The following is a 26,778-nucleotide window of genomic DNA, read 5'->3' on the forward strand; positions in this document are numbered from 1 at the left end:
TCTTAAAACTTAAACAAATTAATATATACCTATCTCAAAAAATCGCATAATGGCTATGGCTGCAATAAAAATTCCAATAAGAATATAATTGATCTTCTGGGGAATTTTTGCCAAACCATTTAATAGTAGCATAAAGCCTAAAAAGAGCGCAAATAAGCCTTGTCGAATTTTATATAACTCTCGATTATAGTAAAATTCATCAGGTGTCATTAAAGAATTTCCATTTAAACTAAGGCCGATTACCGTAATTTCATTCTTGCCTTCAGAGAGACTTTGAAAATCTGATGATTTGATTAATAAATCGACCTTTTGGCCCTTTTTTAAATTTGCTACAGCATCCTGTTTGTCTTTGGAAACACTTGCATTTAAAATATTAAATCGATTCTTAAAGGTTTTTGTCCAAAATTTATAATCGGCAGTGCTTCTACCCTTTGCACTGGCGATGTCGTTTTCCAGTTCTACCGTAATTTTTTGCAATTCTGTTCTTTTGGATGTCACATTATTAGATAACCCAAAATACAACATCAGAATTCCTATAAATATAAAATACCAATTTCGGTTTGATTTTTTCGCCAATTTTTAAGTTTAAAATTTATATCTGAGATTTAAGTTGAAAAGTGAGATAAATGTAAATCATTTTGTTGCCAATATAGGAACTATTCTATAATTGACGATTTGTAAAAATCAACGTTTTAATTCCTATTTTCGCTAAGATGAAAGCAAAAGTAAAATGACTGAAGTAAAAATAATTTTTCGTTTTAATATATCTGAAGTTGTATATCCTTCTGTCGAGGAAATTCTACATTCTAAAAAAGAGTTAAATATTATTTCAGGAGACCGAATTAAAAATGATTTCTTAAAGAGTGATCATGCTATCGCAACTAAAATTAATAGCTATATAGACAACGGAGAATTGATTCCGACAGCATTATGGCAACCATTTTGGTTATCTATGATTTATAAGGGAAAAATGAATTTTTTTACAGCAGGAATAGGAGATCTTAATCAATTTAAAGAATTTGAAGGGTGCCTAGAAATTAATAACTATACACTTTCTGAAATTATTTATTTAAAGCTAAACGATATTTCTAAAATTATGCAAATGGCAAAACAGAAGTATTCAAAAATGTATGGTGACGAGGAAATATTGAGAAATCATATTGAAAAATATAATAAGATGAGAGAAGAAGTAATTGATTATGCTTTGCCAAAACATAAAGTAACAATAGATGATTTCTTTTCAAAACAAATAGAGGTATAAAGCTTAAAAATATAGCATAAAAAAACTCCTTAATTTCTTAAGGAGTTTTTTTGTATTTAAAACCTATTGTTTTTTTCTATTTTTCATCAATTTGTTTGCTATCATAAAAAGGCCTAAAATGACTAAAAAATGAATTAAATACGATTTAGGCTCATCGTTTCCGTTTGTTACAGAAAAAACACGATTCCATCTTATTTTATTAATGCCAGAAGCATTTTTCTCCCAGCTAAACCAGATAAATACGGGTTTTCCAATTACATGATCAAAAGGAACAAATCCCCAGAATCTTGCATCTAGAGAATTTTGGCGATTATCTCCCATCATCCAATAATAATCTTGTTTAAAAGTATAAGTGTCGCTTGGTTTTCCGTTTATTACAATCTGGTTGCCTTTAATATTTAAACTGTTGTGTTCGTACTCTTCGATAATTCGTTTGTAAAAAGGGAGCGTTTCCATATTTAATTTTACGGTTTTTCCTTTCTTCGGAATATAAATCGGACCATAATTATCGATATTCCAACCCAATGATCGGATATGAGGAAATACATTTCCATCTTCGCCTTTTGGTGTCAATTGTTTTTTAACGCTTTTTACAACAGGATTGCTTGCCATTAACTTAGCTTCATCATCTGTTAGAGTCAAAAAATATGCTCCAGTATTGGTTAATGCAAAATAGCCGTTGTCATATCTCAAACCTTCTCTTGCTCCGTAAGACTTAAGCTCATCCTGACTTATGGCTTGCCCTTTTGTGTCAATTAGGAAATTATATTGAGGTTTTGCGCTTTTTGGCAATATTGATATTTTGCCATTAATATAAATATTTCCGTCGCGAATTTCTAGAGTATCACCAGGTATTCCAACACATCGTTTAACTAAGTTTGTTTTTTTGTCAATTGGTTTGTAATAGTTTCGATCAGGATTAAAATTATCCATATTTCGCAAAGTATCTGCAGGTTGATTAAAAACTACAATTTCATTACGTTTGATTTCTTCTAAGGCTGGAAATCTAAAATACGGCAACTGAAACTTATTCAATAATGAGGTTTCCTTTTTAGTAAAATCATCATTAAATAAATAAGATTTCAAACCCAAAATAGGAATCGAATCATGAACCATCGGCAATGCAACCGAAGTCATAGGTGCTCGTGCGCCAAAATTAATTTTACTGACAAACAAAAAATCCCCCGTATACAATGTTTTTTCTAGAGATGAAGACGGAATTGTAAAGGGCTGGATAATATAGGTATGAACCAATGTCGCAACAATAATAGCAAATACAAGAGATCCTAATGTATCTTCCGTTTTGGATTTTGGCCGTAAATCTCTATTTTCGATATAGGATACATCTTTTGAAGCGTAGTTTAAAAATGCAATATAGAGGCCAAATGTTAGCAAAACCAATATCGTATCTTTTGTGGAGTTTTTACCAAAGCTTCTAATAAATTCGATCCAAACCACAGGGATCATCAAAAGATTAATTATCGGAATAAAAAGTAATAATACCCACCAAAGAGGACGTTTTATAATTTTCATCATTACAACTAAATTGTAAATGGGAATAAATGACTCTATCGGTTTTCTGCCAGCTTTTACATAAAGTTTCCAAGTAGATAATCCATGGATAATTTGAACGATTAAGATAAAAATAAGCCATTGCGATAAATTCATGTTTTTGAGGGTTTAATTGGTTGTTTCTTTTTATACTAAAAATATATTGATTTAGTATAAGTAGTATTTTGTATAATTTGTTACAAATACTAAAACACAAACAACTAAAATTTAGAATTTAATTGCCTTTCTCAGTTAATTCGGTAATCTTAGTCCAACGCCATTTATACTAATGTAGAATAAGTTTTCTATGTTAGTGTAATCTTATTTTTTTTAATAATTGCTCTTAAATTGTTTATTGCGTAACGCATTCTTCCTAACGCTGTATTTATACTAATTTCTTTCTCTTCAGATATTTCTTTAAAACTCATATTACGATATAATCGCATTTCAACTATTTCTTTTTGATCGTCATTGAGTTCTTCTATCAGTTTTTTTAAATCAATTTGAATCTGGTTTGTAATTATTCTATTTTCAATATTTGGAGAATTATCAGATAGAATAGAAAAAACGGAAAATTCATCAGTATCTCTTTGTATTGGCATTCTTTTTATTTTACGGAAATGATCCATAATCAAATTGTGAGAAATTCTCATAACCCAAGAAACGAATTTATCTTCTTCCTTATAAGAATTGCTTTTAAGTGTCTTAATTACTTTAACAAACGTATCTTGAAAAACATCATTTGCAATATCTGTATCCTTAATCTTCGAGTATATAAAACCATATATTCTAGATTTATGTCTGTTAATTAATTTTGAGAGCGCTTCTTCGTTACCTTCTACGTATTTTTTTATCAATAAAGAGTCAGGTATATTCAATTCAGTCATAACATCAAATTTCTAATTTTTGGAGTTGCAAAATTAAAGATGAATTGAATGTATCTTTTTGCCTATTAAGACTTTAAAGTATCAAAATACGGTCTTTTTTTATATAATTCCAGTTTCCTCCAAAAATCATAAACCTAACATTTCTAACTGTTCTTGCTATAGGGCTTTTGTTTATATTAAAAAGGTTAATGTATTAACCTGAAATATTTTTTAAATTGCTTGAAATAGAAATCAATTTATTATTTACAGAAAATGAATAAAACAACAATACTACTGATACTAGTAACCGTACTTTTTTCCTGTAAGAAAGATATTAATTCAGGATTTGATACTGTTGATAAACAAACTTTAGAATCAGTAAAGAATACAGAAAAGAATAAAAAATCTAATAGTAATATTGATAAGAGCATTTATACTAAATATGTATATACTAATTCTAAAGACAAAAGTCTAATAGTACAAAATAGCCTGCCCAAAGGCGGAATAAAATATACTGATCCTAAAGGAAACGAATACATTTATGCTGTATTTTGGACTCGAATAATCAATGAAACAGATGATTCTATTGAATTGAAAATTAACTTTCCTATAGATTCTTATGAGATTCCTACTCTGCCTGGAAAATATTACAAAACATTGATTCCATCTGACACGATGACAATTCAGAAAATACCTTTGTTTAATTATGGTTTGACAAACTTAGAAACTTTTTTTGATAAGAATATTGATAAACCATCTTTATTAAAAAGGACTATTAAGCCAAAAGAATCAACTGCATTTTATGTTGTAACGTTTCGTTTGATTGGAGGAGATAAATATGGTGTCTTGCGAACAGAACTTAGTTTAAAGGGACAAAATCTTTTTTATAAAATAAGAGATAAAGAAATTCTGTGCGGAAATATAGAAATAAAGTAAGCTACTAAAAAAGAAAAAGCTTGTAAATCAAAAGACTTACAGGCTTTTCGTTTCTTTGTGGGGAGAGCAGGATTCGAACCTGCGAAGTTCACACAGCAGATTTACAGTCTGCCCTCGTTGGCCGCTTGAGTATCTCCCCAAATCTGATTGCAAATTACAATTTATTGCATTCACGAAATTCAAAAAAAAATCCTTAATTTCTTAAGGATTTATTTGTGGGCGATGAGGGGTTCGAACCCCCGACCCCCTCGGTGTAAACGAGGTGCTCTGAACCAGCTGAGCTAATCGCCCTATTTTACTAGGCTGCTATCGTTTGTGATTGCGAGTGCAAATATACAGCTAGATTTTATATTTCCAAGCCTTTTTTTGAAAAAAGTAAAAAAACTTCAATAAAAACATCTAGAAAACTATTTTTCAGCGAATTAAAAAAAAGAAAAAATCTGCAATTTCTAAATTTTAGTTAAAAATTGATTAGTCGAAAGCTTATTCCAGATATTCTTTTTGTATTCATTTGCTATAGTCATACCTTTGCGTACCTTAATTGTATATTCAAATGGCAAGATTTCAAGAAAATGATTTACCTAAAGCTAAATTAAACTCTAACTCCCTACAAAAAGCTCTCCGAATTTTTAAATACGCTAAAAATCACAAATGGAAATTCTTCCTAGGCTTGATTTTCTTATTTTTAACAAGCGCCACTGCCTTAGCCTTTCCTAAATTAATGGGAATGCTGGTTGATTGCGTTACGAATAAAGATCTTTCTAAAGCAAACGAAATTGCACTTGGTTTAATGGTGATTCTCACACTTCAGGCAATTTTCTCGTTTTTTAGAATTTCATTGTTTGTAAATTTTACCGAAAACTCTCTTTCTAATATTCGTTTTGCATTATATGAGAATCTGATAAAATTACCCATGTCGTTTTATTCTCAAAAACGTGTTGGAGAACTTAATAGTAGAATCAGTGCCGATATTTCGCAATTGCAAGATACATTTAGCACCACTATTGCTGAGTTTCTGCGTCAGTTTATTTTAATTATTGGAGGTTTTGTAATCTTAGGAAGCATTAGTCCAAAATTAACCTTAATGATGCTGGCAATTGTACCTATTGTAGCAGTTGCTGCTGTGATCTTTGGAAGATTCATTCGTAAATACGGAAAAAAAACACAAGATAAAGTTGCCGAAAGCCAGGTTATAGTTGAAGAAACACTGCAAGGAATTAGCAATGTAAAAGCATTTGCTAACGAATGGTACGAAATTCAGCGTTATAAAAACAAAATTAGAGAAATTGTAAAAATCGCTATTAAAGGTGGTCAATACAGAGGTTATTTTGCTTCGTTTATTATTCTTTGCCTTTTCGGATGTGTTGTTGCTGTTGTTTGGTACGGAATCACATTAACGATTAAAGGAGAAGTTGAAGGTGTTGGTGATTTAATCTCGTTTGTATTATATACTACATTTATTGGTGCTTCTTTTGGTGGAATTGCAGAAATGTACGCGCAAATTCAAAAAGCAGTTGGCGCAACAGAGCGTGTTTTTGAATTATTAGAAGAAACTCCAGAAGAAATCAATGCTAAGCCAAGACTTTCGGCAGTTGAAAAAATAAAAGGAAATGTAGCTTTCAATAACGTTGCTTTTAGTTATCCTTCAAGAAAGGAAGTTCAGGTTTTAAAAGATGTGAATTTCAATGCCGAATTCGGCCAGAAAATAGCAATCGTTGGACCAAGTGGAGCCGGAAAATCTACTATTTCTTCGCTTTTATTGCGTTTTTACGATATAACTTCAGGAGAAATTTTAGTTGATGGAAAAAATATTTACGATTATGATTTAGAAAATCTTCGAGGAAATATGAGTATCGTTCCTCAAGATGTTATTTTGTTTGGTGGAACAATTAGAGAAAATATTGCTTATGGAAATCCAAACGCTTCTGAAGAAGAAATTATAGCAGCCGCTAAACAAGCTAATGCGTTCAATTTTGTAGATGGTTTCCCTGAGAAATTTGAAACTTTGGTTGGAGAACGTGGAGTTAAGCTTTCTGGAGGTCAGCGTCAGCGTATCGCAATTGCGAGAGCTTTGCTTAAAAACCCAAGCATTTTGATCTTAGACGAAGCAACTTCTTCTTTAGATAGTGAAAGCGAAAAACTAGTTCAAGAAGCTCTAGAAGTTCTGATGGAAGGAAGAACAAGCATTATTATTGCGCACAGGCTTTCTACAATTAGAAATGCAGACAAAATCTTAGTTTTAGACAACGGAAGAATTTCTGAAGAAGGAACACATCAAGAACTAATAAACTTAGAAAACGGAATTTACAAGAATTTAAGCAACTTACAGTTTAGTAACTCTTAATTTGAAAATCCAATTTTTATAAAATCCAAATTCAAAAAAAACTCCATTTAAAAATCAAATGGAGTTTTTTTATCTCAAATAACAAACCCGAAAGATTCTTAAAAACTGTCGGGTTTAATAATACTGACTTATTTCGAATAAAAAAGCTTCAATTTTAATTGAAGCTTTTTCTATATTAAACTGTAAACTGAATTATTTCCCTTTTCTACGTTTACGTTCTGCTTTAATCATAGATAATTCGCGGCTAGTTTGACCAGCAACAGAAGTATTCTCTTCTGCACGACGAATCAAGTACGGCATAACATCTTTTACAGGTCCGAATGGTAAGTATTTAGCAACGTTATAACCATTTTCTGCTAAGTTGTAGCTAATATTATCACTCATTCCGTATAATTGTCCGAACCAAATTCTAGAATCATTTTTAGCGATTCCTTTTTGGGCCATCATTTCCATTAATTTATAAGAGCTCAATTCGTTGTGAGTTCCTGCAAAAATGGCCATTTTTTCAATATGCTCTAACATATATTGTACAGCATTATCGTAATTGATATCAGTAGCTTCTTTAGAAACACAGATTGGAGAAACATAACCTTTTTCTTCCGCTCTTTTGTTTTCTTTTTCCATGTAAGCGCCACGAACTAGTTTCATTCCGATATAAAAACCTTCGGATTTCGCTACCTCATGAAGTTTTTTCAAATAATCTAAACGATCCCAACGATACATTTGCAAAGTGTTAAATACAATTGCTTTTTCTTTATTGTATTTACGCATCATATCGGTAACCAAATCATCAGCTGCATCTTGCATCCAGCTTTCTTCACCATCAATTAATAAGGCAACATCTTTTTTATGAGCTTCGCCACAAACTTTATCAAAACGGGCCACTACTCGATCCCACTCTGCTTGTTCTGCGGGATTAAGAGTTTGTTTTTCTCCTAATTTTTCGTACAATTCAAAACGACCTAAACCTGTTGGTTTAAAAACTGCAAATGGAATTGCTAAACGTTCTTTAGCAAAATCAATAGTTCTTAAAGTCATTTCTAATGCAGCATCAAATTGCTCCTCTTCTTCTTTTCCTTCAACAGAATAATCTAAAACAGACGAAACGCCTTTTGTAAACATTTTATCTACAACAGTAAGACAGTCGTTTTCGTTTACACCACCACAAAAGTGATCAAAAACAGTTGCACGAATTAATCCTTCTACTGGTAAATGAGCTTTAATTGCAAAATTTGTTACAGCAGTTCCTATTCTTACTAGAGGTTCACTGTCAATCATTTTGAAAAGGAAATAAGCTCTATCAAGTTCTGTATCACTTTTTAGCGAAAACGCAACTTGTGTGCTATCGAATATTTTTTCCATTAAGTTTAGTTTTTGTGCAAAGATATAGAGTGTTTTGAATATTATTCACTAAATGGTATCATATTTTTCAATTTTAGCAATAAAAAAGAAATCAATTTTAGCTAAAGAATGCGATAGAATAATTATTTTCCAAATAAGTAAGAAATTACTTTGAATTTTTACTAATTTTGCAAAAAAATGAGTGTTATGAATGCAATTGATAAAATACTTAATGAAACAAAAAGAAAGCAAAGCATCTCAAGCTTTACTGTTCTAACAGTTATTATTTCATTACTCGCAATTGACTTTTTTCCTTATTTTAAAAGTTTAGAAATCATCAATCCTCAATTCCTTTATTTGTCACTGATAAATATGCTATTGGGCTTTTATTTTTACTTTAATTCAGATATAACTTCAATTACCTCATTGTCAATATTAAAAAAGAGTTTCCTTTTTAAACTTTATCTAGCTTTTGTATTTCTTTGCGGAATATCTCTTTTTGCAGCAAAAAACACATCGCTAGTTTATACTAAATTTACTGAAATAGTAATTGTATTTTGCTTATTTATAAATCTCACTATTCTACTGAAAGACAAGCTAGATCTGCTTTATAAAATTACTATAATCGTAGGTATTAGCGCTTTTTTACAGGCTTGGTTGCAATTATGCAATTTTATAATTATTCCGCGACATGCTTCCATAATAGATCTTTTGCATGCAATGAAAGGAAATACAGGAAATATAAATATACTTGCAGCAAGTCTTACAATCAAAGTTCCATTTTTATTGCTTGGAATAACTTATTACGATGGTTATAAAAAATGGTTCCTTCTCGTCGCATTATTTTCAGTAAGTGCAGTCATTTTTCTAACTGGCGCAAGAACTCCTTTAATAAATCTTTTTTTAATCTATACTGTCTACATCATTTATCTACTTAAAGGATCTCTTAGTAAATCGAATTTCATAAGGATTATATATTTAATAATTCCTGTTTTAATAGCTGTATTATTTGTAAATTCAATTTTTGAAAAATCTAAAGACAAGGAACGATATGCATCGTTGGAGAACAGAGTTAGCCAGATTAATACTGATGACGCTTCATCAAAGGCTAGATTAACATTTTGGGGTAATGCAATTAAAATGAGCGAAAAAAATCCAATTTTTGGAATTGGATTAGGTAATTATCAAGTCGAATCCATTCCTTATGAAAGGACTACTTCTAACGATTCAACTGTTTCTTTGCATGCCCATAATGACTTTCTTGAAATCTTAGCTGAAACAGGTATTATTAATGGTTTAATTTACCTTTCTATATTTATTTATCTTTTAATTATTAATTTGAAAAAGATAATTAAGCCAAATAGCACCGATAAGCAACTTATTGCGATCTTAACATTGATGTTGCTAATTGCATATGGTATAGATTCTTTCTTTAATTTCCCGATGTACAGACCTACAATGGCTATATTTTTTAGTTTGATTTTAGCCTTGAGCTTGGCTAATACTGAAATAGATCAAATCGTGCCATCAAATAAAATTTCATTAAAAATTACAGTTTCAATTATAATTATAGTATCTCTACTAACAAGTTATTCTGCTTTTATAATTTATAAAGCTTCAAACTTAGAATACTTAATTGCTCTTGACGATATAAACATGAACACAAAAGGTGTTCTTAGCGGAGATGAAGTAGTGAATAAAATGTCAGCATATCCCAATACACTTAGTAGTTCAGAGTCATTTTATGAATATGCTGGAATTTATTATGTACGCGAGAAAAATTACGAAAAGGCACTTAACTGTTTTTCAAAAGCAAGTAAAATTAATGGTTATGCTGGACGTATTGAGTTTTACAAGCAAGTCATTTCTAAACATAAAGGAAATATTGATAGTGCTTATATTTATTCAAAACAAGCTTTTTATCTACGTCCAAGAAATTATGACATATTTAATAATGCAATTAAATTTGCTATATCTAAAAGGGACACATTAGAAATAATAAAACAGAATAAGTTGTTTTCGGAATACAGACCAATGCCTCAAACATGGAATATTGCAGCTCGCGGACTTCAATATTCAGGCTATAATTATCGAAATTTACTTAAATTTATTGATGAAGGATTGAGGAAATTCCCTAAAGATAGTCTCTTAACAATACAAAAAAACGAACTTTTAATTACAAGTTATCTAATTGGAGGTCATAATTTTGAAAACAAATCGGATTTAAACAATGCTTTACATTCCTATGAAAAAGCGTTAAAAATTGATCCTAGAAATGTGTACGTATCTCAAAATATAGGATTTAATTATTTAAAGCAGGGGCAAAATAAAAAAGCAATAAATGCTTTTCTTGAAGCATTAAAATCGCCTGGTTTAAATGGCGGAAAGACAGAGTTTTTCTTAGGTATTTGTTATTTAAAAGAAAATGATAAAGCTAATGCACTTAAGTATTTTAACTTAGCAAAAGAGAAAAATTATTCTGCTGCAAAACAATTAATGTCTAAAATTCAGAATACTGATGCAGAAGAAGCTGCATTAAAAAAGCGTAAAAATGATCTTTTAATCGCAGATTTAATTACAGAAGGACAAAAATTTGAAGAACAGAAAAAAATGGATGAAGCTCTTGAGTCTTACCAAAAAGCTTTAAAAATTGATCCAAAAAGTATTTACGCTGCACAAAATATTGGTTTCTATTATTTAAAAGTCGGCCAGTCAAAAAAAGCCATAAATTATCTTTTGAATGCTTTAAAGTATCCGGGCTTAAATGGTGGAAAAACAGAATATTTCCTTGCAATTTGTTATCTCCAAGAAAATGACAATAGTAATGCATGTAAGTATTTGCATATATCAAAAAGCAAAAGCTATCGTGATGCTGAAGCACTAATTGCTAACAAATGCAATTAGCTATACAGGCGAAATTTTGAATTTAAGAAAGCTGCTAAATGATATAGGCTAATTTATTTTAAAACAAATTAGCCCAGAAGTTTGAATATTATTACGTTAAAAATGCCTTATTTTGCGCTTTCAATTAACAAAAGAATTATGCAATCTATTCAAGCCAATAATTATCTCGTACATTTTAATGAGAATGCTTACGAAGCTTTAAATAAACATTTGAGAGAGAATAAATATTCTAACATATTTATAATCGTAGATGATCAGACTAATGAACATTGTTTGCCAAAATTTATTCCTTTATTAGAGACAGATTTAGCGATCGAAATCATTGAATTTGAAGCTGGTGAAGCCAATAAAAACATTGAGACTTGTATCGAGATATGGAATATATTAACAGAACTTGGTGCTGATAGAAAATCGCTAGTTATTAATTTGGGAGGTGGCGTTGTTACAGACTTAGGTGGTTTTGTTGCTTCTACTTTTAAAAGAGGTGTAAATTTCATTAATATCCCTACTACATTATTATCTATGGTTGATGCTTCTGTTGGAGGAAAAACTGGTGTTGACTTAGGAAATCTTAAAAATCAGATTGGCGTTATCAACGTGCCTCAAATGGTTTTAATTGATACGCAATATTTAGAAACACTACCACAAAGCGAAATGCGTTCTGGTTTGGCAGAAATGCTAAAACACGGGTTAATATATGATGCGCCGTACTGGAGACAATTTTCAGATTTGAAATCAATTGTTTTTGATGAATTAGATCAATTGATTTATCGCTCGGTTGAAATCAAGAATGAAATCGTAATTCAGGATCCAACTGAGAAAAACATCCGTAAAGCTTTAAATTTCGGACATACGTTAGGACACGCCATTGAAGGATATTTTCTAGAAAGTGAAGAAAAAATCACTTTACTACATGGAGAAGCCATTGCGGTTGGAATGATTTTGGAAAGTTATATTTCTCTTCAAAAAGGATTAATTTCTGCAGAAGAATATAGAGAGATTAAAGCAGTGATTAAAGACATTTATGACGATGTAATTTTTGAAGAAAAAGATATCGATCCGATCTTAGAATTGCTAATTCACGACAAAAAAAATGAATACGGTTTAATTCAATTTGCATTGATTGAAGGAATCGGAAAAATAAAAATTAACCAATCCGTTGAAAATAAATTGATTCTAGAAGCGTTTGAGGATTATAAATCTTAAACTTTTTTTAATCAAAAGCATTGCATTTGGTATATATTATTTTTTACATTTGCCCCATGAAAACAAAGAATCAGCAAAGGCACTTTAGCTCTTACAGAAACAGACTCAATAGTTCTTTATTAAGAATGTTGAACCGTTTCTATAATAGTAAAAGCCCGTTTTGTTTTGATGTTTTCCAATGTACTAAAGCTGAGCATGAAAAACTGCCAATTATATTTGCCAATATTAGAGTTTGAATTTAAGATTAAGCCCCAGAAAGCCTAACATTAAGTAAAATTACAATCTCTAAACATTGACAAATAAATGAATACAAAATATTCTGATCTAATAAATCAAACATACTACTTTCCACAAGAGGAATTCAAACTAAACAAAGACAACCTATTGTTCCACAACATCGATTTGATGAAATTGGTTGAACAATATGGCACACCATTAAAGTTTACTTATCTGCCTCAGATTTCTGAAAATATCAACAAAGCAAAAGCTTGGTTCAGAAAATCAATGGAAAAGAATAAATACGAAGCAAAATATTACTATTGTTATTGTACAAAAAGCTCTCATTTTGAATATATTATGAATGAAGCTTTCAAGAATAACATTCACATCGAAACTTCATCTGCATTTGACGTGAATATTGTGGAGAATTTATTAGAAAATGGAAAAATCAACAAAAGCACTTATGTAATTTGTAACGGTTTTAAAAGAGATGAATATATTGCTAACATTGCAAGATTAATCAACAACGGACATAAAAACACTATTCCGATTATTGATAATTACGAGGAGTTAGATTTGCTACAGGCAGAAATTAAAGGAAAATTCAAAATCGGAATCCGTATTGCTGCCGAAGAAGAGCCTAAGTTTGAGTTTTATACTTCTAGATTAGGTATTGGTTACAAAAACATAGTTTCTTTCTATAAAAAACAAATACAGGAAAATGATAAATTAGAGCTGAAAATGCTTCACTTTTTTATCAATACCGGAATTAACGATACATCATATTACTGGAATGAGCTTGTAAAATGTATTAAAGTATACATTGCTCTTAAAAAAGAGTGCCCTACTCTAGATGGTTTGAACATTGGTGGTGGTTTTCCAATTAAAAACTCACTTGCCTTTGAATATGATTATCAATACATGATTGATGAAATTATCAATCAGATTAAAATTGCTTGTGATGAAGCCGAAGTTGATGTTCCAAATATTTTTACGGAATTTGGATCGTTTACTGTAGGCGAAAGCGGTGGTGCAATCTATCAGATTTTGTATCAGAAACAACAAAATGATAGAGAAAAATGGAATATGATTGACTCATCTTTCATTACCACTTTACCAGATACTTGGGCTATAAACAAACGTTTTATTATGCTGGCAGTAAATCGCTGGAATGATACTTACGAACGGGTTCTGTTAGGAGGTCTGACTTGTGATAGTGACGATTATTACAATTCTGAGCAAAACATGAACGCCATTTATTTGCCTAAATATAACAAAGAGAAGCCTTTGTATATTGGATTCTTTAATACTGGCGCTTATCAAGAAACAATTGGAGGATACGGAGGTCTACACCACTGTTTGATTCCACAACCTAAACATATTTTAATCGATCGTGATGAAAATGGAATTCTGGCAACCGAAGTGTTCTCAGAGCAACAGACTTCAGACGACGTTTTAAAGATTTTAGGATACAAAAAAAAGGTGTAAAAAAAACGGCACATTAAGTAATAATTTTTCTTAAAAAATTCTTAATTTGCATGAACATCCAAAAAGGTTAAAACTTTTTAATTCAAAAAAAAAAACAAAAAAAATGAAAGGACCAATCAGTCAGTTTATTGAAAAACATTATTTGCATTTTAACTCTGCTTCATTAGTAGATGCTGCAAAAGCTTATGAGCAGCAATTAGCTGATGGTGCTAAAATGCTGGTAAGTATGGCTGGCGCAATGAGTACAGCAGAAATTGGTAAAATTTTTGCCGAAGTAATCAGACAGGACAAAGTGCATATTATTTCATGTACTGGAGCAAACTTAGAAGAAGATATCATGAATTTAGTAGCTCATTCTCACTACGAGAGAGTTCCTAACTATCGCGATTTAACACCAGAAGACGAATGGGCTTTATTAGAAAGAGGATTAAACCGTGTTACAGACACTTGTATTCCTGAGCATGAAGCTTTCCGTCGTTTGCAAAAACATATTTACAAAATTTGGAAAGACGCTGATGACAAAGGTGAGCGTTACTTCCCGCATGAATTTATGTATAAAATGTTATTGTCTGGCGTTTTAGAAGAATATTATGAAATTGATCTAAAAGATAGCTGGATGTATGCAGCTGCAGAGAAAAACTTGCCGATTATCGTTCCAGGATGGGAAGATAGTACAATGGGGAACATCTTTGCTTCATACGTAATTAAAGGAGAATTAAAAGCGTCTACTATGAAATCTGGAATTGAATACATGACTTTCCTTGCGGATTGGTATTCTAAAAACAGTTCAAACGGAATTGGATTCTTCCAAATCGGTGGTGGTATCGCAGGTGACTTCCCTATCTGTGTAGTGCCAATGCTATACCAAGATATGGAAATGCACGATGTTCCATTTTGGAGTTATTTCTGCCAAATTTCAGATTCAACAACTAGTTATGGATCTTATTCTGGAGCAGTTCCAAATGAAAAAATCACTTGGGGTAAATTAGACATCAAAACCCCAAAATTTATTATTGAATCGGATGCTACAATCGTTGCGCCGTTAATTTTTGCATACTTATTAGATTTATAAGATAATTTATGAAAAGAGTTATAGTAGACTACGCCAAACTTACCAACGAAATTTTAAACCTTTTGGTTGAAAAATTTCCTGATGGTTATGATGATTCGGATGTTATCCGTTTTAGAAATGCTAAAAACGAATTGGTTGAAGCTGTAGAAGTTCGTACTGAAGACACAATTTACTTGGTGAAAATTAGTACTAAACTTGCTGACAGAATTGAAAACTACGATGAAGATGATGATTTAGATGTTGATGTAGATGCAATTGCGCCAGTTAAAGGTATTGATCTTGATGATGATATTAGCAATGACGATGACGAAGATGATGATAATCTTGATAAGCCAGATACTGACAGTGGTGACGATGATGACGATGAAGATGACAAAGCAGATACTGAATATGATGAAGAAGACGAAGACGATGAAGATTAATTCATTTTCTTTTTAATAAATAAAGGAACTCTATTGGGAGTTCCTTTTTTTTATGATGAATAAGAAACAAACAAAACCAAATTATATTTTTATTTTTATAGGATTATTTTTACATTTAAATCTTGGATAAAAAATATATGCCTATGACTTCAGAAATTCTACATACTACACTAAAAGAAAATTTTGGTTTCGAAAGATTCAGACCCAATCAAGAAACCATAATTAATACCATTTTGTCAGGACAAGATACCTTGGCAATTATGCCCACTGGAGGTGGAAAATCAATATGTTTTCAACTTCCCGCTTTAATTCTACCAGGAATAACAGTTGTCATATCGCCTTTGATCGCTTTAATGAAAGATCAGGTTGATAGTTTAAAAACCAACGGAATTTCTGCTTGTTTTATTAATAGTAGCCAATCTTCTCAAGAGCAGCAATATTATATTGATAATTTAAAAACAAATCATTTTAAGTTAGTTTATATCGCGCCTGAAAGTCTTTCTTATTTGGATATGGCTTTCAATGAGTTGAACATTAGCTTAATAGCAATTGATGAAGCACATTGTATTTCGTCTTGGGGTCATGACTTTAGACCTGCTTATACTAATTTGGGTTATTTGAAAAGTCGTTTCCCTTCTACTCCAATTTTGGCCTTAACTGCGACTGCTGACAAAGCAACACGAACAGATATAACCAAGCAATTAAATCTTAAGAATCCAAAAACGTTTATCGCTTCTTTTGATAGAGCAAATTTGAGTCTAGAAGTTCGTCCTGCTTTAGATCGCGTTAAGCAAATCATTGATTTTATTGAAAGCAAACCCAATGAATCTGGAATAATTTATTGCTTGAGTCGTAAAACTACAGAAGAACTTGCTGAAAAACTTAAAAAGAACGGAATTGAAGCTAAAGCATATCATGCAGGCCTAGATAATGAAACACGTGCCAAAACTCAGGATCAATTTATTAATGACGATTGTCAAGTAGTTTGCGCTACAATTGCTTTCGGAATGGGAATTGACAAATCAAATGTTCGTTGGGTCATTCACTACAATCTTCCAAAAAATATAGAAGGATATTACCAAGAAATTGGGCGTGCGGGCCGAGATGGTTTGCCAGCTGAAACCGTTTTGTTTGAAAGTTACGCCGATGTAATTCAATTGCAGAAATTTGCATCGGAAGGATTGAACTCAGATATTCAGCTTGCAAAGTTAGATCGTATGAAGCAATATGCCGATGCTGTAAGCTGCCGCAGAAAAATTCTGCTGTCTTATTTTGGCGAACTGGTAACTGAGAATTGCGGAAACTGCGATATTTGCAAAAATCCGCCAACTTTTTTCGATGGGACGATTCTCGCACAAAAGGCTTTGTCGGCAATTGTGCGATTAAGAGAATCTGAGTCTCTAGCTGTAATTGTTGATTTTTTGAGAGGCTCGAGAAACGCGTATATTTACGAAAAAAATTATCAAGAGCTAAAAACGTACGGAATTGGCGCTGATGTTTCTTGGTACGATTGGAATCAATATCTTATTCAGCTTATCAATTTAGGATATTGTGAAATTGCTTTTCATCAGCACAATAAAATTTTGCTTACTCCCTTTGCGAAGAAAGTTTTGTTTGAAGGAGAAAAAGTAAAACTGACAACAGTTGTCAAAAAAGTAATTGATAAAAACGAAGCCAAAGAAGCAAAACCAAAAGCTGCTAAAAATTCTCTTTTTGAAACGCTTAGAAAATTACGTTATGAAATCGCTCAAGAAGAAGAAGTTCCCGCGTATGTTATCTTTAGTGACGCATCATTAAGACAAATGGAAGTTTTAAGACCAATGTCTGATGAAGATTTTCTTGCTGTGGAAGGTGTCGGTAAAGCTAAACTAGAAAAATACGGAACCGATTTTATAAATGTTATAATTGAATTTCAGCGAAATAAATCGGTTGTCAAAAAAGAGAAAAAAGAGAATACTTATAAAAAAACGTTAGAATTATTTCAAGCCGGACTTTCTGTGAAGGGAATTGCTGAGCAACGAAATCTCGGCGAAACTACAATCATTTCTCATTTGGCTAAATTATACGTTGACGGAAATGATATAGATTTAAGTCAATTTGTTTCTGAAGAGGAAATTCTTCAAATTGAAAAAGCTCAGATTGAATTAGAAAATCCAAATGCACTAAGACCTTACTTCGATTATTTTGAAGAAAAAATGTCTTATGACAAAATTCGATTTGGATTGGCGTTCCTGGAGAGAAAGCATCAAACAGCATAAAAAGGCTTCGACTTCGCTCAGCCTGACATACCAATTAATAAACTATCTATTCCAGGCTGAGCGAAGTCGAAGCTCACGTTTCTAAAAGCAAAAAACTGTACTTTTTCAAGTACAGTTTTTTTTTTATATACAAAGTATATTTTACAAATATCTCTCTTCAAAAACTTTCTGATGGTGTTTTTGATGTCCAATCATTACAAAACCTAAAGCACGAACAGAAATCGGATTGTTAGACGCAGTTCCAATTCTCTTCAACTGTTCTTCGGATAAGCTTTTGTAAAATAATAAAGTCGAATGTCTTACCGCTGAAAATTCAGTAAGCAGATCTTGAATACTTCTGCTGTTTGAATTTGTATTGTCTGCATAATCATTTTCCTCAAAGCTTGGTAAAGGCGTTTTGTCGTTTCTTGAAAAACGCAAAGCACGATATGCAAAAATTCTCTCCGTATCTATTACGTGCTGAATAATATCTTTAATGGTCCACTTCCCTTCCGCGTAGCGATAATCAAATTTATCCATTGGAATATTTTGTACAAATCGGATAAATTCATGAAGTGAAATTTCTAGCTCTTCAATTAAGATTCCATCACCAGCCGCTTTGATATAAGTACCAAAATGACCTGAATATTCATTGTCTAATAATTCTGCTGCTTTCATTTTTATATTTTAAGCTGAGTTTCTACTTGCGTTAGTATTTCCAAATAATGATCTCGTTACGATTTTCTCATAAACTTTAATCAACTCTTCATCAGGAGTTTGTTCTTTGTTTAGCTCATTGATTCTCAATAAAGCATATTGCTGAATTGTCAATAAAGGCAAAACAATACGCTCTCTTATTTGAATAGAAGCAATACCATCAGGATAATTTTCCATTAATGTTTTATGATCAGCAATTTTCAACAAAAGACGTTTTGTTTCTGAGAACTCATCGTAAATAATCTGCCAGAATTCGCCAAACTCAGGATCATTTTTCATGTAAGCTGTCAAAGGCAAGAATGATTTTGCTAATGACATCATACTGTTTTCAAGCAAAGTTTTGAAAAACAATGAATTGTGATATAAATCGCTTACTTTGTTCCATTGACCAGATTCTTCAAAATGTTTTAATGCCGAACCTACTCCAAAAAACCCAGGAACGTTTTGCTTTAATTGACTCCATGAACCTACAAACGGAATTGCTCTTAAATCGGCAAAATCTAAAGATTCAGATTTACTTCTTTTTGAAGGACGGCTTCCAATATTAGTTTTTGAATAATATTTAAGCGTACTCATTTTTTCTAAATACGGAATAAACTTTGGATGGTTTTTGAAACTTAAATATTTCTCATAACCTAAATTAGCCAAATCCGTTAAAATTTGAGTTTCATCAGCTGTTAGTTCATTTTTCTCTTTACTAAATACTTGATTTGTAACACCGGCACTCAATAAGTTTTCGATATTGTAACGGCAAGAATCTAAAGTTCCAAAATTAGAGCTAATAGTCTGACCTTGAACTGTAATTTGAATCTCGTTGTTTTCAATTTTTGGACCTAAAGAAGCGTAGAATTTATGTGTTTTTCCACCGCCACGAGCTGGAGGTCCACCACGTCCGTCAAAGAAAATAGCTTTAATTCCGTATTCTCTAGAAATTTTAGTCAGCGAAATTTTAGCTTGATAAATACTCCAGTTTGCCATTAAATAGCCGCCATCTTTAGTTCCGTCAGAGAATCCAAGCATAATGGTCTGTTTGTTTCCTCTAGATTTCAAATGTTTAGCATATTCTGGATTGGTATACAACTGTTCCATAATAGCATGTGCATTTTGCAAATCGTCTACTGATTCGAAAAGCGGAATAATATCAACTGTTGGTTTTTCCCAGTTATTCAAACGAATCATGGCAAATGTTTCCATCACATTCAGCGCGCTTTCGTTATTACTGATAATGTAACGGTTTGCTCCTTCTTCACCATTATTTTGCTGAATGGTTTTAATGGCTTGCACCGATTCTAAAGTATATCTTGTAATTTCATTTTCGAAATCAACAGGATTTAGATTTCCTTTTACTTTAGAAAGAACATCAATTTTTTGATCTTCTGTCAATTCGAAATAATTCTTAGGAAAAACATCTGAACCAGAATTCAAATAGTAATCTACCACATCTTTGAAAACGGCATTATGAATTTTACTATTCTGACGAATATCTAAAGTCGCAAAATGGAATCCGAACAAATTAATTTTTACTAGAAAAGCATCTAATTCATCCAAATATAAAGATTGATGTTTCTCTATAATTATAGTTCGAATTTTGTTTAATTGTGTCAATAATTCTTCTAAAGTAATAAAGATATCTCCTTTAGAATAGAATACAGAACGGTAAAGCTTATGTTCAAGTTCTGCTACTAAATCATCTACACCTGAGAAAGTTAGCTTGCGTTTTAAGTTTCTCATTTCTACATAATAGCACTTTAAAATTGAGGTGCGCAAACGATCTGCAACTTTAAGTGTAATATCTGTAGTAACAAAAGGATTTCCGTCACGATCACCCCCTGGCCAGAAACCAAGTTTTACTAATTGATTATGAATCGGATTTCCGTTTAAAATGTTTTTCTGCAAATAATGTACAATTTCTCCTGCAGTAGCATAAAATACATTTTCTAGGTACCAAATTAAGCTTACTGCTTCATCATAAGGATTTGGTTTTTCTTTCTGAATGAAAGGCGTTTTTCCTAATTGAGCAAGTAATTGTTTAATTTGAAGCAAATCATTTTGACGAATAGCTTCTGTCAAGTCATTTATAATTCCTAAAACGGGTCCTGGATAAAACTGAGTAGGATGCGCTGTTAAAACTGTACGAACGTTAAAGTTTTCTAGAAACTCTACCAATTCGTCATCTTTCTCTTTAGCATCAGATTTCTCCTTAATATCACGAAGAGATCCACGCCCTTCCATATTATTAACTTCTGGAAAAGCAGCATCTTCAATGGCATCAAACAATACAATCTGACGTTCTATATATTGAATAAATCGAAACATAAGATCGATTTTTTCATCTTCAGAAGTATTGTTTAAAAATTTATTAGAAAAGAAATCTACGATTTCTTTTGGTGTTTCTTGTTTTTTAAAGCCCGTTTCGCAAGTCTCTGTAAATAAAGGAAGTAAGACCCCTGTGTTATCTATAGAGTCAAAAGGTAATGTTATGAAAACACTATTATAAATGTGGTATTTTGAGAGAACGTCTTGATTAAAACGCTCAATTTTTGGCAACGTATACATAATCGTGTTATAGTTGGTTGGTTAATTAGTCATAAAAAAACCCCAAGAATAAACTTGAGGTTATATTTTAATATAGCATTCAAGAAAAGTTATTACATATTTTTGAAAATAGTATGCATCAAACGCTTCTTATCGTTTATACTTTCCTCTAATGAAATCATTGTTTCTGTTCTGTAAACACCATCAATATCGTCAATCATAAAGATAACTTCTTTCGCGTGCTTAGTATCTTTTGCTCTAATTTTACAAAAGATGTTGAATTTTCCTGTAGTTACAGAAGCTACAGTTACGAATGGAATTTGATTGATTCTCTCTAATACAAATTTAGTCTGAGATGTATTATTTAGAAAAACCCCTACATAAGCAATAAATGAATAACCTAATTTATCGTAATCCAAGGCTAATGAAGACCCCATGATGATACCGGCATCTTCCATCTTTTTAACTCTAACGTGTACTGTACCAGCAGATATCAATAGTTTTTTTGCAATGTCAGTAAACGGAACTCTCGTATTGTCTATTAACATATCTAAAATCTGGTGATCTACTTCATCTAAACGAAATTTACTCATAATTGTTTAATTAATATTACTAATTGCTATTACAAAGTATAAAATTATATATAAAAAACAACAAATTCACATAAAAATTAACTTTTTATTAATCCGTTAACAAATTTAACATTTTTATTTAAATAAAAATTTGCTTTCTGACCCGTTTTTGGAAAATTTTGGAAATCGTCCGAATATTCTGCGCCTTTTGCGTCGTATTCGTAATGACCAAAATAATTTTCCAGCTCACCTACTTCTACTATGTAAGCATTAAAATGAATCTTATTTTCGATTAATTCCTCTTTGTATTGTGCGACAAAATTCGTAATAATTTCGATACCATCATAATTTATTTTGACATTTTTATACATAAAATCATAAAAAACCACGTTATTTTGTGAAATATTCAAATATTCACCAAATCGATTATTAACTAAATCGTTTTCGGATATCAGTTTGAAGCTTGTAATTAACGCGAAAAATATGAACTTTCGAGTAACTTCTCGCTCGTAGTCACCTTGAAAGTGCCCAGCCTCAAATAAAATGGTTGAAACGCCTAAAAATTGAAAAGTGTCTCCTATACAATTAATATTGAACGAGTCATCAAAACGGCCAACTTGTCCCGGAATGTATTTTTGCAGTTCTTCATTGATTCCTGCAATAATATTGATCGCCTTTAATCTATTATCGTTTACTTCTCTTTCCTCATTATAAGAAGGAGCTAAAAAAGAAACCGTCGCTGGCTTTCCTGTCGTTCCTGCTCCAAAGATGGTTCGCTGGTCGTGAAGGTTAAAACAGAAATCAGGTTTAAATTTTTCAAATACTTCGCGTAGAACTTTGCTTTCTGGTTGTGTCAGGTTTTGAGAATCACGATTTAAATCTACTTCATTTGCATTTGCTCGTGTATAAAGTCTCGCTCCATCAGGATTAAGTATCGGAATACAGTAGAAAGTAAAAGTCTCCAGCATTTGCTTAGCAAAATCAGTATCGCCATTTAATAAATTAATGAAATCAAATAAAGCTTTAGTTGTTGTGCTTTCGTTACCATGCATTTGAGACCATAAATAAACACGTATCTTTCCTGTACCGATTTGGTAACTATATATAGGTCCTCCTAAAACAGATGTACCAATAATCTCCACTTGGCCATTTGTATTTAACTTATCTAAAAGAGGTTTAATATGATCTAAAGTAAGATATCGTCCAGATATTGACTTTTCTTTGTATTGCGTAAAAAGCTGTTCTAAATTCATTGTATTTTGATTAGTTTACAAAAGTAAATATCTTTATTTTTACAATTGTAAACAAAAGAAAAATTTAATAATTTAGATTTGTAAACAGTTTTATAAAGTATTTATCCATTTACGCTTTAACTTGTTTTAATAGAGCTGTTTAATTCATTTAAGGTTCATAAATATATTAATTTCAGTTAATTATAAAGCTTTACATAAATTTTATATTTAACATAAAACTAAAGTCCTATTAAAAATGAAACAACAAGATTGGAGTGTTCTTTCTTTTTGTTTACATTTGTAAATAGAACAATTTAAAACATTAATTCACAATGGTAAACATAGATGATTTTGTAAAAAGACTCGAAACCATATTAGATTATTATGGTTTAAATGCTTCTACCTTTGCAGATAAAATTGGTGTGCAACGTTCTAGTATGTCTCATCTTTTATCTGGTAGAAACAAGCCAAGTTTAGATTTTGTAATGAAAATTCTGGAGGTTTTCCCTGATGTTGATCTGTATTGGATTTTAGTTGGGAAAGGAAGTTTTCCTAAAAACCATGACGAAAATTTAGAAATTCCAGAATCTCCTACTCCAATTTCATCCAATGAAAATATAGGTACAGATTTGTTTTCTTCCATTGAAAAAAATGAAGAAGAAAAGAGCGAAATAAAAAAAGTATCACCTTCAAAAAATGTAAATATTAATTTTGAAGATGATGAAATTGAAAAAATAGTCTTATTCTACAAAAATGGAACTTTTAAAGCCTATTCTCCATAATATAAAAATTAGCGCGTATTTGATTCTTAGTCCAGAAAATTTTCAAATATGCAATTCTCGCGCGTTTGAAAAAATTCTCAGAAATTACAATTTGACTCCATTTTCAGGAATTTTCCCCAAAACTCCTTCATAGTGTTTTTTTAAGATTTCAAAATCGGCTTCATAATTTCCAGTTGGATAAAATGGCTTGCCCAGATTTACTTCTTTTTTGCCCCAATCAAAAGCTACGGGAACAATTGGAACATTCGCTTTAAGAGCGATAAAATAAAATCCTGTTTTAATTTCTTTTACTTTTTTTCTAGTTCCTTCTGGAGCAACAGCTAAACGAAAGATTTCTTTTCTGTCAAAAATTGCAGCAATAGAATCTACTTTATTTAATCCGCCGGAACGATCTAAAGGCTCTCCTCCAACATTTCTAAAATAATAACCGAACGGAAAACGAAACAATTCTTTCTTTCCTACCCAATTCATCTGTAGTCCAGAGATGCCTCGAGTAAAAAGTCCGATATAAAAATCGTGATTACTCGTATGAGGCATCACCATGAGTATACATTTTTTAACTTCTGCATTTTCGATTCCTACTATTTTCCAGCCCATTAGCTTAAAAAAGACGAATTTATATAATAGTTTTTTCATTAAAGATATAATATTTCGTGCAAAATAAAAGATTTAATGGTAAATTTGAGTAAAAGCATAAAAAATGATTCGAAAATTTTTCAGTTACTTAATTCCAATAAAAATATTTAAGAAAAAATCGACCCGAAGTAAAATGATCGAAGTTACCTGGGCAAATGGAGAATTAGTATTGGACACTGAAAACACCAATTATTCGTACGGAAGTCTACAGCGTATATTAAGGTACGGACTTCGAAATATTGGTTATGATAAAATTCTAGAAATGGAACACATCTTATTATTAGGTGTTGCTGGTGGAAGCGTAGTTAAAACATTAGTAAATGAGATCGAATATAAAGAAAAAATAACTGGGGTAGAAATAGATCCCGATATGATTGAGATTGCAAATCAGTATTTTAATCTTAATCAAATTAAACAGTTGGAAGTGGTTATTGATGATGCATTTGAATTTGTTTTAAAAACAAAAGAGAAATACGATCTCATAATAATTGATATTTTTGAAGATACACATATGCCTAACTTTTTGTTTGAGAAGTTTTTTGTAGATAGAATCTGCACGATTTTAAAAGATGCTGGCTTTGTTTTATTCAACACCATGATATTAGACGAAGCGCATAATGTTCGAAATAGAAAGTATGTGACAGAAGTTAATCCGAAATTGTTTCAAACCAAAATGTTACCCCGAATAGAAGTACATAATGAATTAATAATTATAAATAAAGTTGCCTAGTTTTATGAAGCCCCTTACCTCAATCTTAAATGCCCAGCCACCTACTAAAGTTATTGATGCCTCAATTAATATTTCAGAATACACGCCGTTAAATTTATCGGTTTCTAATGAGGAATTAGTAAGTCAAAAATTGGATACCTCAGAAGATTTTGAAAAATACATTTCAAAATTTTTAAAAGAAAACAACGCTAAAGTTGCATTTGGCGGTTATATAGAAGGAAGATTTTTATATCAAAGAAGTCCTATTTTTTTAGATGTATCCAAACCCGAACGTAATATTCACATCGGATTAGATTTATGGGCCGAAGCTGGAACAGCTGTTCTTGCTGCCCTTGACGGAGTTGTTCATAGTTTTAAAAACAATATTGGCCTAGGAGACTATGGACCGACTATTATATTGGAACATGAAGTAGAAAATGAGAAATTTTATACTTTATACGGACATTTATCGTTAGAAAGTATAGAAAATTTAAATATCGGAGACCAATTTAAGAAAGGCGAAAAGATTGCGACTTTAGGAAATGCCTCAGTAAATGGAGATTACGCCCCTCATGTACATTTTCAGATTATCCATAATATTGGCGATTATTGGGGAGACTATCCAGGCGTCTGCAATACAAATGACCTAAACTTTTATATCGAAAATTGTCCCGATCCTAACTTATTATTAAAAATTACTTAAATAGTTATGAAGAAAGCAGGATTGATTATATGTTTGTTATTGTTAATTGGATGTAAGTCGAAAACAGTAAGTAGAGATACAGAAGATTTAAAAATTAAAAAAGTTTCTGGAGAAGAAGTAAATGCAAATCAGCAGCGAAAAGCGTATGATTTAGGAAAGAGAGTTTTAGAAACTTGTAATACTTCAAAATTTAAACCTTTTAATGAAACTGAAGTTACTAAATCGGTTATGGAAAACACTACAGAAGAGCGTTTAACAAAGACCTGCCAAAGATTTAGACAATATTACGGAAGTTTTATAGATTTAAAATTGGATGGAGTTTACAAAACCAAACAAGAAGTCATTTACCGCTATCATGCCTTGTACACTAAAAAAGTTGCCAATAAAGAATTACGCATTTTTGTAAATGAAGATAATCTTATTTCTGCCATAAAATCTATGGATTGGGATGAGAAATTTGATGCCAAATTAGCCGAACAATAAATACCATATATATGAATTTTAAACTGTCACTACTCCTATTATTTTTTATTTCAACTTTTGCTTCGGCACAGCAAACAATGAGTGTAAAAGGTTCAGCTCCTTATCCAGCAACACAAGAATACACTTTTATTTGCGAAAAATATGCTTACTCTGGCGAAATTAACGTTCAAATAGCTAAGACGGAAAAAGGAGGCATTTTAAAACTAACTGTTTCAACAGCAAGTGACAAAGCAAAAATTGCTGGTGGCGTTTATGTCGATTTAACCAATGCAGATGTAATTGCGTGTACAGATAAGAATGTAAAAGAATCTGCAGACGGAAAAACAACTGCCTACTATTATTTTACTCCCGCAGAATGGCTGAAACTTAAAAAGACCGATATTTATGCTATAAGGTTTATAATTGCTGGAGGGCCAGATATTTCAGGGAATCTAACGGGACATTTTACTGCTTACAGCAAAGTGAAGTATTTCTCAACAGCATTTGATAAAACTAAAAAAACATTTGATACAGCAAAAGAAATTAGTGTTTTGTAATGATTTTTTAATTTAATAAACCTTAT

The 26,778-nt window shown here is 31.4% G+C and carries 23 protein-coding genes and 2 tRNA genes; 14 read left to right on the forward strand and 11 right to left on the reverse strand.

All coding sequences use genetic code 11. The annotated features are described in order from the left end of the window. Positions 1–18: 18 nt before the first annotated feature. A complete protein-coding gene (locus tag QLQ95_RS21085; protein ID WP_482501543.1) occupies positions 19–576 on the reverse strand; it encodes a hypothetical protein in 558 nt (185 codons plus the stop codon). A gap of 154 nt (positions 577–730) precedes the next feature. Here QLQ95_RS21085 and QLQ95_RS21090 point away from each other — a divergent pair, with 154 nt between their 5' ends. After that, positions 731–1,261 (forward strand): hypothetical protein, encoded by a 531-nt coding sequence (locus tag QLQ95_RS21090; RefSeq protein WP_482501544.1) that lies wholly within the window; start codon positions 731–733, stop codon positions 1,259–1,261. Positions 1,262–1,324: 63 nt separating this feature from the next. On the opposite strand, the gene lepB is transcribed toward QLQ95_RS21090, so the two are convergent. After that, positions 1,325–2,929, reverse strand: a complete 1,605-nt coding sequence (lepB, locus tag QLQ95_RS21095; RefSeq protein WP_482501546.1) for a signal peptidase I — start codon at positions 2,927–2,929, stop codon at positions 1,325–1,327. Between the two features lie 188 nt (positions 2,930–3,117). Continuing rightward, positions 3,118–3,699 (reverse strand): RNA polymerase sigma factor, encoded by a 582-nt coding sequence (locus QLQ95_RS21100; RefSeq protein WP_482501548.1) that lies wholly within the window; start codon positions 3,697–3,699, stop codon positions 3,118–3,120. A 252-nt stretch (positions 3,700–3,951) separates the two neighbouring features. Between QLQ95_RS21100 and QLQ95_RS21105 the strand changes: the two genes are divergently transcribed. Then, positions 3,952–4,614 carry a hypothetical protein gene (locus QLQ95_RS21105; RefSeq protein ID WP_482501549.1) on the forward strand — a complete coding sequence of 221 codons (663 nt, stop codon included), beginning with the start codon at positions 3,952–3,954 and terminating at the stop codon, positions 4,612–4,614. Between the two features lie 58 nt (positions 4,615–4,672). Here the strand turns inward: QLQ95_RS21105 and QLQ95_RS21110 are convergent. Both QLQ95_RS21110 and QLQ95_RS21115 read right to left on the reverse strand, forming a co-directional pair. Next, positions 4,673–4,753: transfer RNA gene (locus QLQ95_RS21110), tRNA-Tyr, on the reverse strand. A gap of 77 nt (positions 4,754–4,830) precedes the next feature. After that, positions 4,831–4,905, reverse strand: a tRNA-Val gene (locus QLQ95_RS21115). 262 nt (positions 4,906–5,167) lie between these two features. Between QLQ95_RS21115 and QLQ95_RS21120 the strand changes: the two genes are divergently transcribed. Then, positions 5,168–6,958 (forward strand): ABC transporter ATP-binding protein, encoded by a 1,791-nt coding sequence (locus QLQ95_RS21120; RefSeq protein WP_320495455.1) that lies wholly within the window; start codon positions 5,168–5,170, stop codon positions 6,956–6,958. Between the two features lie 192 nt (positions 6,959–7,150). Here the strand turns inward: QLQ95_RS21120 and QLQ95_RS21125 are convergent, their stop codons facing one another. Further along, the gene (locus QLQ95_RS21125) at positions 7,151–8,320 is read right to left on the reverse strand and encodes a proline dehydrogenase family protein (protein ID WP_482501551.1); all 1,170 of its coding nucleotides are present in this window, start codon (positions 8,318–8,320) and stop codon (positions 7,151–7,153) included. 186 nt (positions 8,321–8,506) lie between these two features. Between QLQ95_RS21125 and QLQ95_RS21130 the strand changes: the two genes are divergently transcribed. The 6 genes from QLQ95_RS21130 to recQ all read left to right on the forward strand — a co-directional run bounded on the left by QLQ95_RS21130 (position 8,507) and on the right by recQ (position 17,868). Next, the gene (locus tag QLQ95_RS21130) at positions 8,507–11,203 is read left to right on the forward strand and encodes an O-antigen ligase family protein (RefSeq protein WP_482501552.1); all 2,697 of its coding nucleotides are present in this window, start codon (positions 8,507–8,509) and stop codon (positions 11,201–11,203) included. 138 nt (positions 11,204–11,341) lie between these two features. After that, positions 11,342–12,409 carry a 3-dehydroquinate synthase gene (aroB, locus tag QLQ95_RS21135; protein ID WP_095931243.1) on the forward strand — a complete coding sequence of 356 codons (1,068 nt, stop codon included), beginning with the start codon at positions 11,342–11,344 and terminating at the stop codon, positions 12,407–12,409. Positions 12,410–12,712: 303 nt separating this feature from the next. After that, entirely contained in the window at positions 12,713–14,116 is a 1,404-nt protein-coding gene (locus QLQ95_RS21140) for a type III PLP-dependent enzyme domain-containing protein (protein ID WP_095931203.1), read from the forward strand. A gap of 103 nt (positions 14,117–14,219) precedes the next feature. Continuing rightward, the gene (locus QLQ95_RS21145; protein ID WP_095931202.1) at positions 14,220–15,188 is read left to right on the forward strand and encodes a deoxyhypusine synthase family protein; all 969 of its coding nucleotides are present in this window, start codon (positions 14,220–14,222) and stop codon (positions 15,186–15,188) included. Positions 15,189–15,196: 8 nt separating this feature from the next. Continuing rightward, positions 15,197–15,610 carry a DNA primase gene (locus tag QLQ95_RS21150; RefSeq protein WP_172426943.1) on the forward strand — a complete coding sequence of 138 codons (414 nt, stop codon included), beginning with the start codon at positions 15,197–15,199 and terminating at the stop codon, positions 15,608–15,610. Between the two features lie 143 nt (positions 15,611–15,753). Next, complete coding sequence (recQ, locus tag QLQ95_RS21155; protein ID WP_095931201.1) at positions 15,754–17,868, forward strand: DNA helicase RecQ; 2,115 nt, start codon at positions 15,754–15,756, stop codon at positions 17,866–17,868. A gap of 141 nt (positions 17,869–18,009) precedes the next feature. On the opposite strand, the gene QLQ95_RS21160 is transcribed toward recQ, so the two are convergent. From QLQ95_RS21160 to QLQ95_RS21175, 4 genes are all read right to left on the reverse strand, one after another. After that, positions 18,010–18,525: a DinB family protein gene (locus QLQ95_RS21160; protein WP_482501553.1), complete on the reverse strand. Its 516-nt coding sequence runs from the start codon at positions 18,523–18,525 to the stop codon at positions 18,010–18,012. A gap of 9 nt (positions 18,526–18,534) precedes the next feature. Beyond that, a complete protein-coding gene (locus QLQ95_RS21165; protein WP_095931199.1) occupies positions 18,535–21,120 on the reverse strand; it encodes a phosphoenolpyruvate carboxylase in 2,586 nt (861 codons plus the stop codon). A gap of 92 nt (positions 21,121–21,212) precedes the next feature. After that, positions 21,213–21,692 carry an Lrp/AsnC family transcriptional regulator gene (locus QLQ95_RS21170; protein WP_008468989.1) on the reverse strand — a complete coding sequence of 160 codons (480 nt, stop codon included), beginning with the start codon at positions 21,690–21,692 and terminating at the stop codon, positions 21,213–21,215. 77 nt (positions 21,693–21,769) lie between these two features. Beyond that, positions 21,770–22,924 carry a M14 family metallopeptidase gene (locus tag QLQ95_RS21175; RefSeq protein WP_482501554.1) on the reverse strand — a complete coding sequence of 385 codons (1,155 nt, stop codon included), beginning with the start codon at positions 22,922–22,924 and terminating at the stop codon, positions 21,770–21,772. A gap of 311 nt (positions 22,925–23,235) precedes the next feature. On the opposite strand from QLQ95_RS21175, the gene QLQ95_RS21180 reads away from it, so the two are divergent. Continuing rightward, positions 23,236–23,685 (forward strand): helix-turn-helix domain-containing protein, encoded by a 450-nt coding sequence (locus QLQ95_RS21180; RefSeq protein WP_095931197.1) that lies wholly within the window; start codon positions 23,236–23,238, stop codon positions 23,683–23,685. Positions 23,686–23,769: 84 nt separating this feature from the next. Here the strand turns inward: QLQ95_RS21180 and QLQ95_RS21185 are convergent, their stop codons facing one another. Next, entirely contained in the window at positions 23,770–24,321 is a 552-nt protein-coding gene (locus QLQ95_RS21185) for a 1-acyl-sn-glycerol-3-phosphate acyltransferase (protein WP_095931196.1), read from the reverse strand. Between the two features lie 64 nt (positions 24,322–24,385). Between QLQ95_RS21185 and QLQ95_RS21190 the strand changes: the two genes are divergently transcribed. From QLQ95_RS21190 to QLQ95_RS21205, 4 genes are read left to right on the forward strand one after another with little or no spacing between them, the layout of a single operon-like run. After that, the gene (locus QLQ95_RS21190) at positions 24,386–25,051 is read left to right on the forward strand and encodes a spermidine synthase (RefSeq protein ID WP_320495479.1); all 666 of its coding nucleotides are present in this window, start codon (positions 24,386–24,388) and stop codon (positions 25,049–25,051) included. 4 nt (positions 25,052–25,055) lie between these two features. Then, a complete protein-coding gene (locus QLQ95_RS21195; RefSeq protein WP_095931194.1) occupies positions 25,056–25,733 on the forward strand; it encodes a peptidoglycan DD-metalloendopeptidase family protein in 678 nt (225 codons plus the stop codon). Between the two features lie 6 nt (positions 25,734–25,739). Further along, positions 25,740–26,216, forward strand: a complete 477-nt coding sequence (locus tag QLQ95_RS21200) for a hypothetical protein (protein WP_095931193.1) — start codon at positions 25,740–25,742, stop codon at positions 26,214–26,216. Positions 26,217–26,227: 11 nt separating this feature from the next. Then, positions 26,228–26,752 (forward strand): hypothetical protein, encoded by a 525-nt coding sequence (locus QLQ95_RS21205; protein WP_095931192.1) that lies wholly within the window; start codon positions 26,228–26,230, stop codon positions 26,750–26,752. Positions 26,753–26,778 lie beyond the last annotated feature (26 nt).

This window comes from Flavobacterium sp. B330r (assembly GCF_056824325.1).

Bases quoted from the DNA above. Each gene is read 5' to 3' on its own strand.
- QLQ95_RS21090 (WP_482501544.1), top strand. From the start codon at position 731: ATGACTGAAGTAAAAATAATTTTTCGTTTTAATATATCTGAAGTTGTA.
- lepB (WP_482501546.1), bottom strand. From the start codon at position 2,929: ATGAATTTATCGCAATGGCTTATTTTTATCTTAATCGTTCAAATTATC.
- QLQ95_RS21100 (WP_482501548.1), bottom strand. From the start codon at position 3,699: ATGACTGAATTGAATATACCTGACTCTTTATTGATAAAAAAATACGTA.
- QLQ95_RS21105 (WP_482501549.1), top strand. From the start codon at position 3,952: ATGAATAAAACAACAATACTACTGATACTAGTAACCGTACTTTTTTCC.
- QLQ95_RS21120 (WP_320495455.1), top strand. From the start codon at position 5,168: ATGGCAAGATTTCAAGAAAATGATTTACCTAAAGCTAAATTAAACTCT.
- QLQ95_RS21125 (WP_482501551.1), bottom strand. From the start codon at position 8,320: ATGGAAAAAATATTCGATAGCACACAAGTTGCGTTTTCGCTAAAAAGT.
- QLQ95_RS21130 (WP_482501552.1), top strand. From the start codon at position 8,507: ATGAATGCAATTGATAAAATACTTAATGAAACAAAAAGAAAGCAAAGC.
- aroB (WP_095931243.1), top strand. From the start codon at position 11,342: ATGCAATCTATTCAAGCCAATAATTATCTCGTACATTTTAATGAGAAT.
- QLQ95_RS21140 (WP_095931203.1), top strand. From the start codon at position 12,713: ATGAATACAAAATATTCTGATCTAATAAATCAAACATACTACTTTCCA.
- QLQ95_RS21145 (WP_095931202.1), top strand. From the start codon at position 14,220: ATGAAAGGACCAATCAGTCAGTTTATTGAAAAACATTATTTGCATTTT.
- QLQ95_RS21150 (WP_172426943.1), top strand. From the start codon at position 15,197: ATGAAAAGAGTTATAGTAGACTACGCCAAACTTACCAACGAAATTTTA.
- recQ (WP_095931201.1), top strand. From the start codon at position 15,754: ATGACTTCAGAAATTCTACATACTACACTAAAAGAAAATTTTGGTTTC.
- QLQ95_RS21160 (WP_482501553.1), bottom strand. From the start codon at position 18,525: ATGAAAGCAGCAGAATTATTAGACAATGAATATTCAGGTCATTTTGGT.
- QLQ95_RS21165 (WP_095931199.1), bottom strand. From the start codon at position 21,120: ATGTATACGTTGCCAAAAATTGAGCGTTTTAATCAAGACGTTCTCTCA.
- QLQ95_RS21170 (WP_008468989.1), bottom strand. From the start codon at position 21,692: ATGAGTAAATTTCGTTTAGATGAAGTAGATCACCAGATTTTAGATATG.
- QLQ95_RS21175 (WP_482501554.1), bottom strand. From the start codon at position 22,924: ATGAATTTAGAACAGCTTTTTACGCAATACAAAGAAAAGTCAATATCT.
- QLQ95_RS21180 (WP_095931197.1), top strand. From the start codon at position 23,236: ATGGTAAACATAGATGATTTTGTAAAAAGACTCGAAACCATATTAGAT.
- QLQ95_RS21185 (WP_095931196.1), bottom strand. From the start codon at position 24,321: ATGAAAAAACTATTATATAAATTCGTCTTTTTTAAGCTAATGGGCTGG.
- QLQ95_RS21190 (WP_320495479.1), top strand. From the start codon at position 24,386: ATGATTCGAAAATTTTTCAGTTACTTAATTCCAATAAAAATATTTAAG.
- QLQ95_RS21195 (WP_095931194.1), top strand. From the start codon at position 25,056: ATGAAGCCCCTTACCTCAATCTTAAATGCCCAGCCACCTACTAAAGTT.
- QLQ95_RS21200 (WP_095931193.1), top strand. From the start codon at position 25,740: ATGAAGAAAGCAGGATTGATTATATGTTTGTTATTGTTAATTGGATGT.
- QLQ95_RS21205 (WP_095931192.1), top strand. From the start codon at position 26,228: ATGAATTTTAAACTGTCACTACTCCTATTATTTTTTATTTCAACTTTT.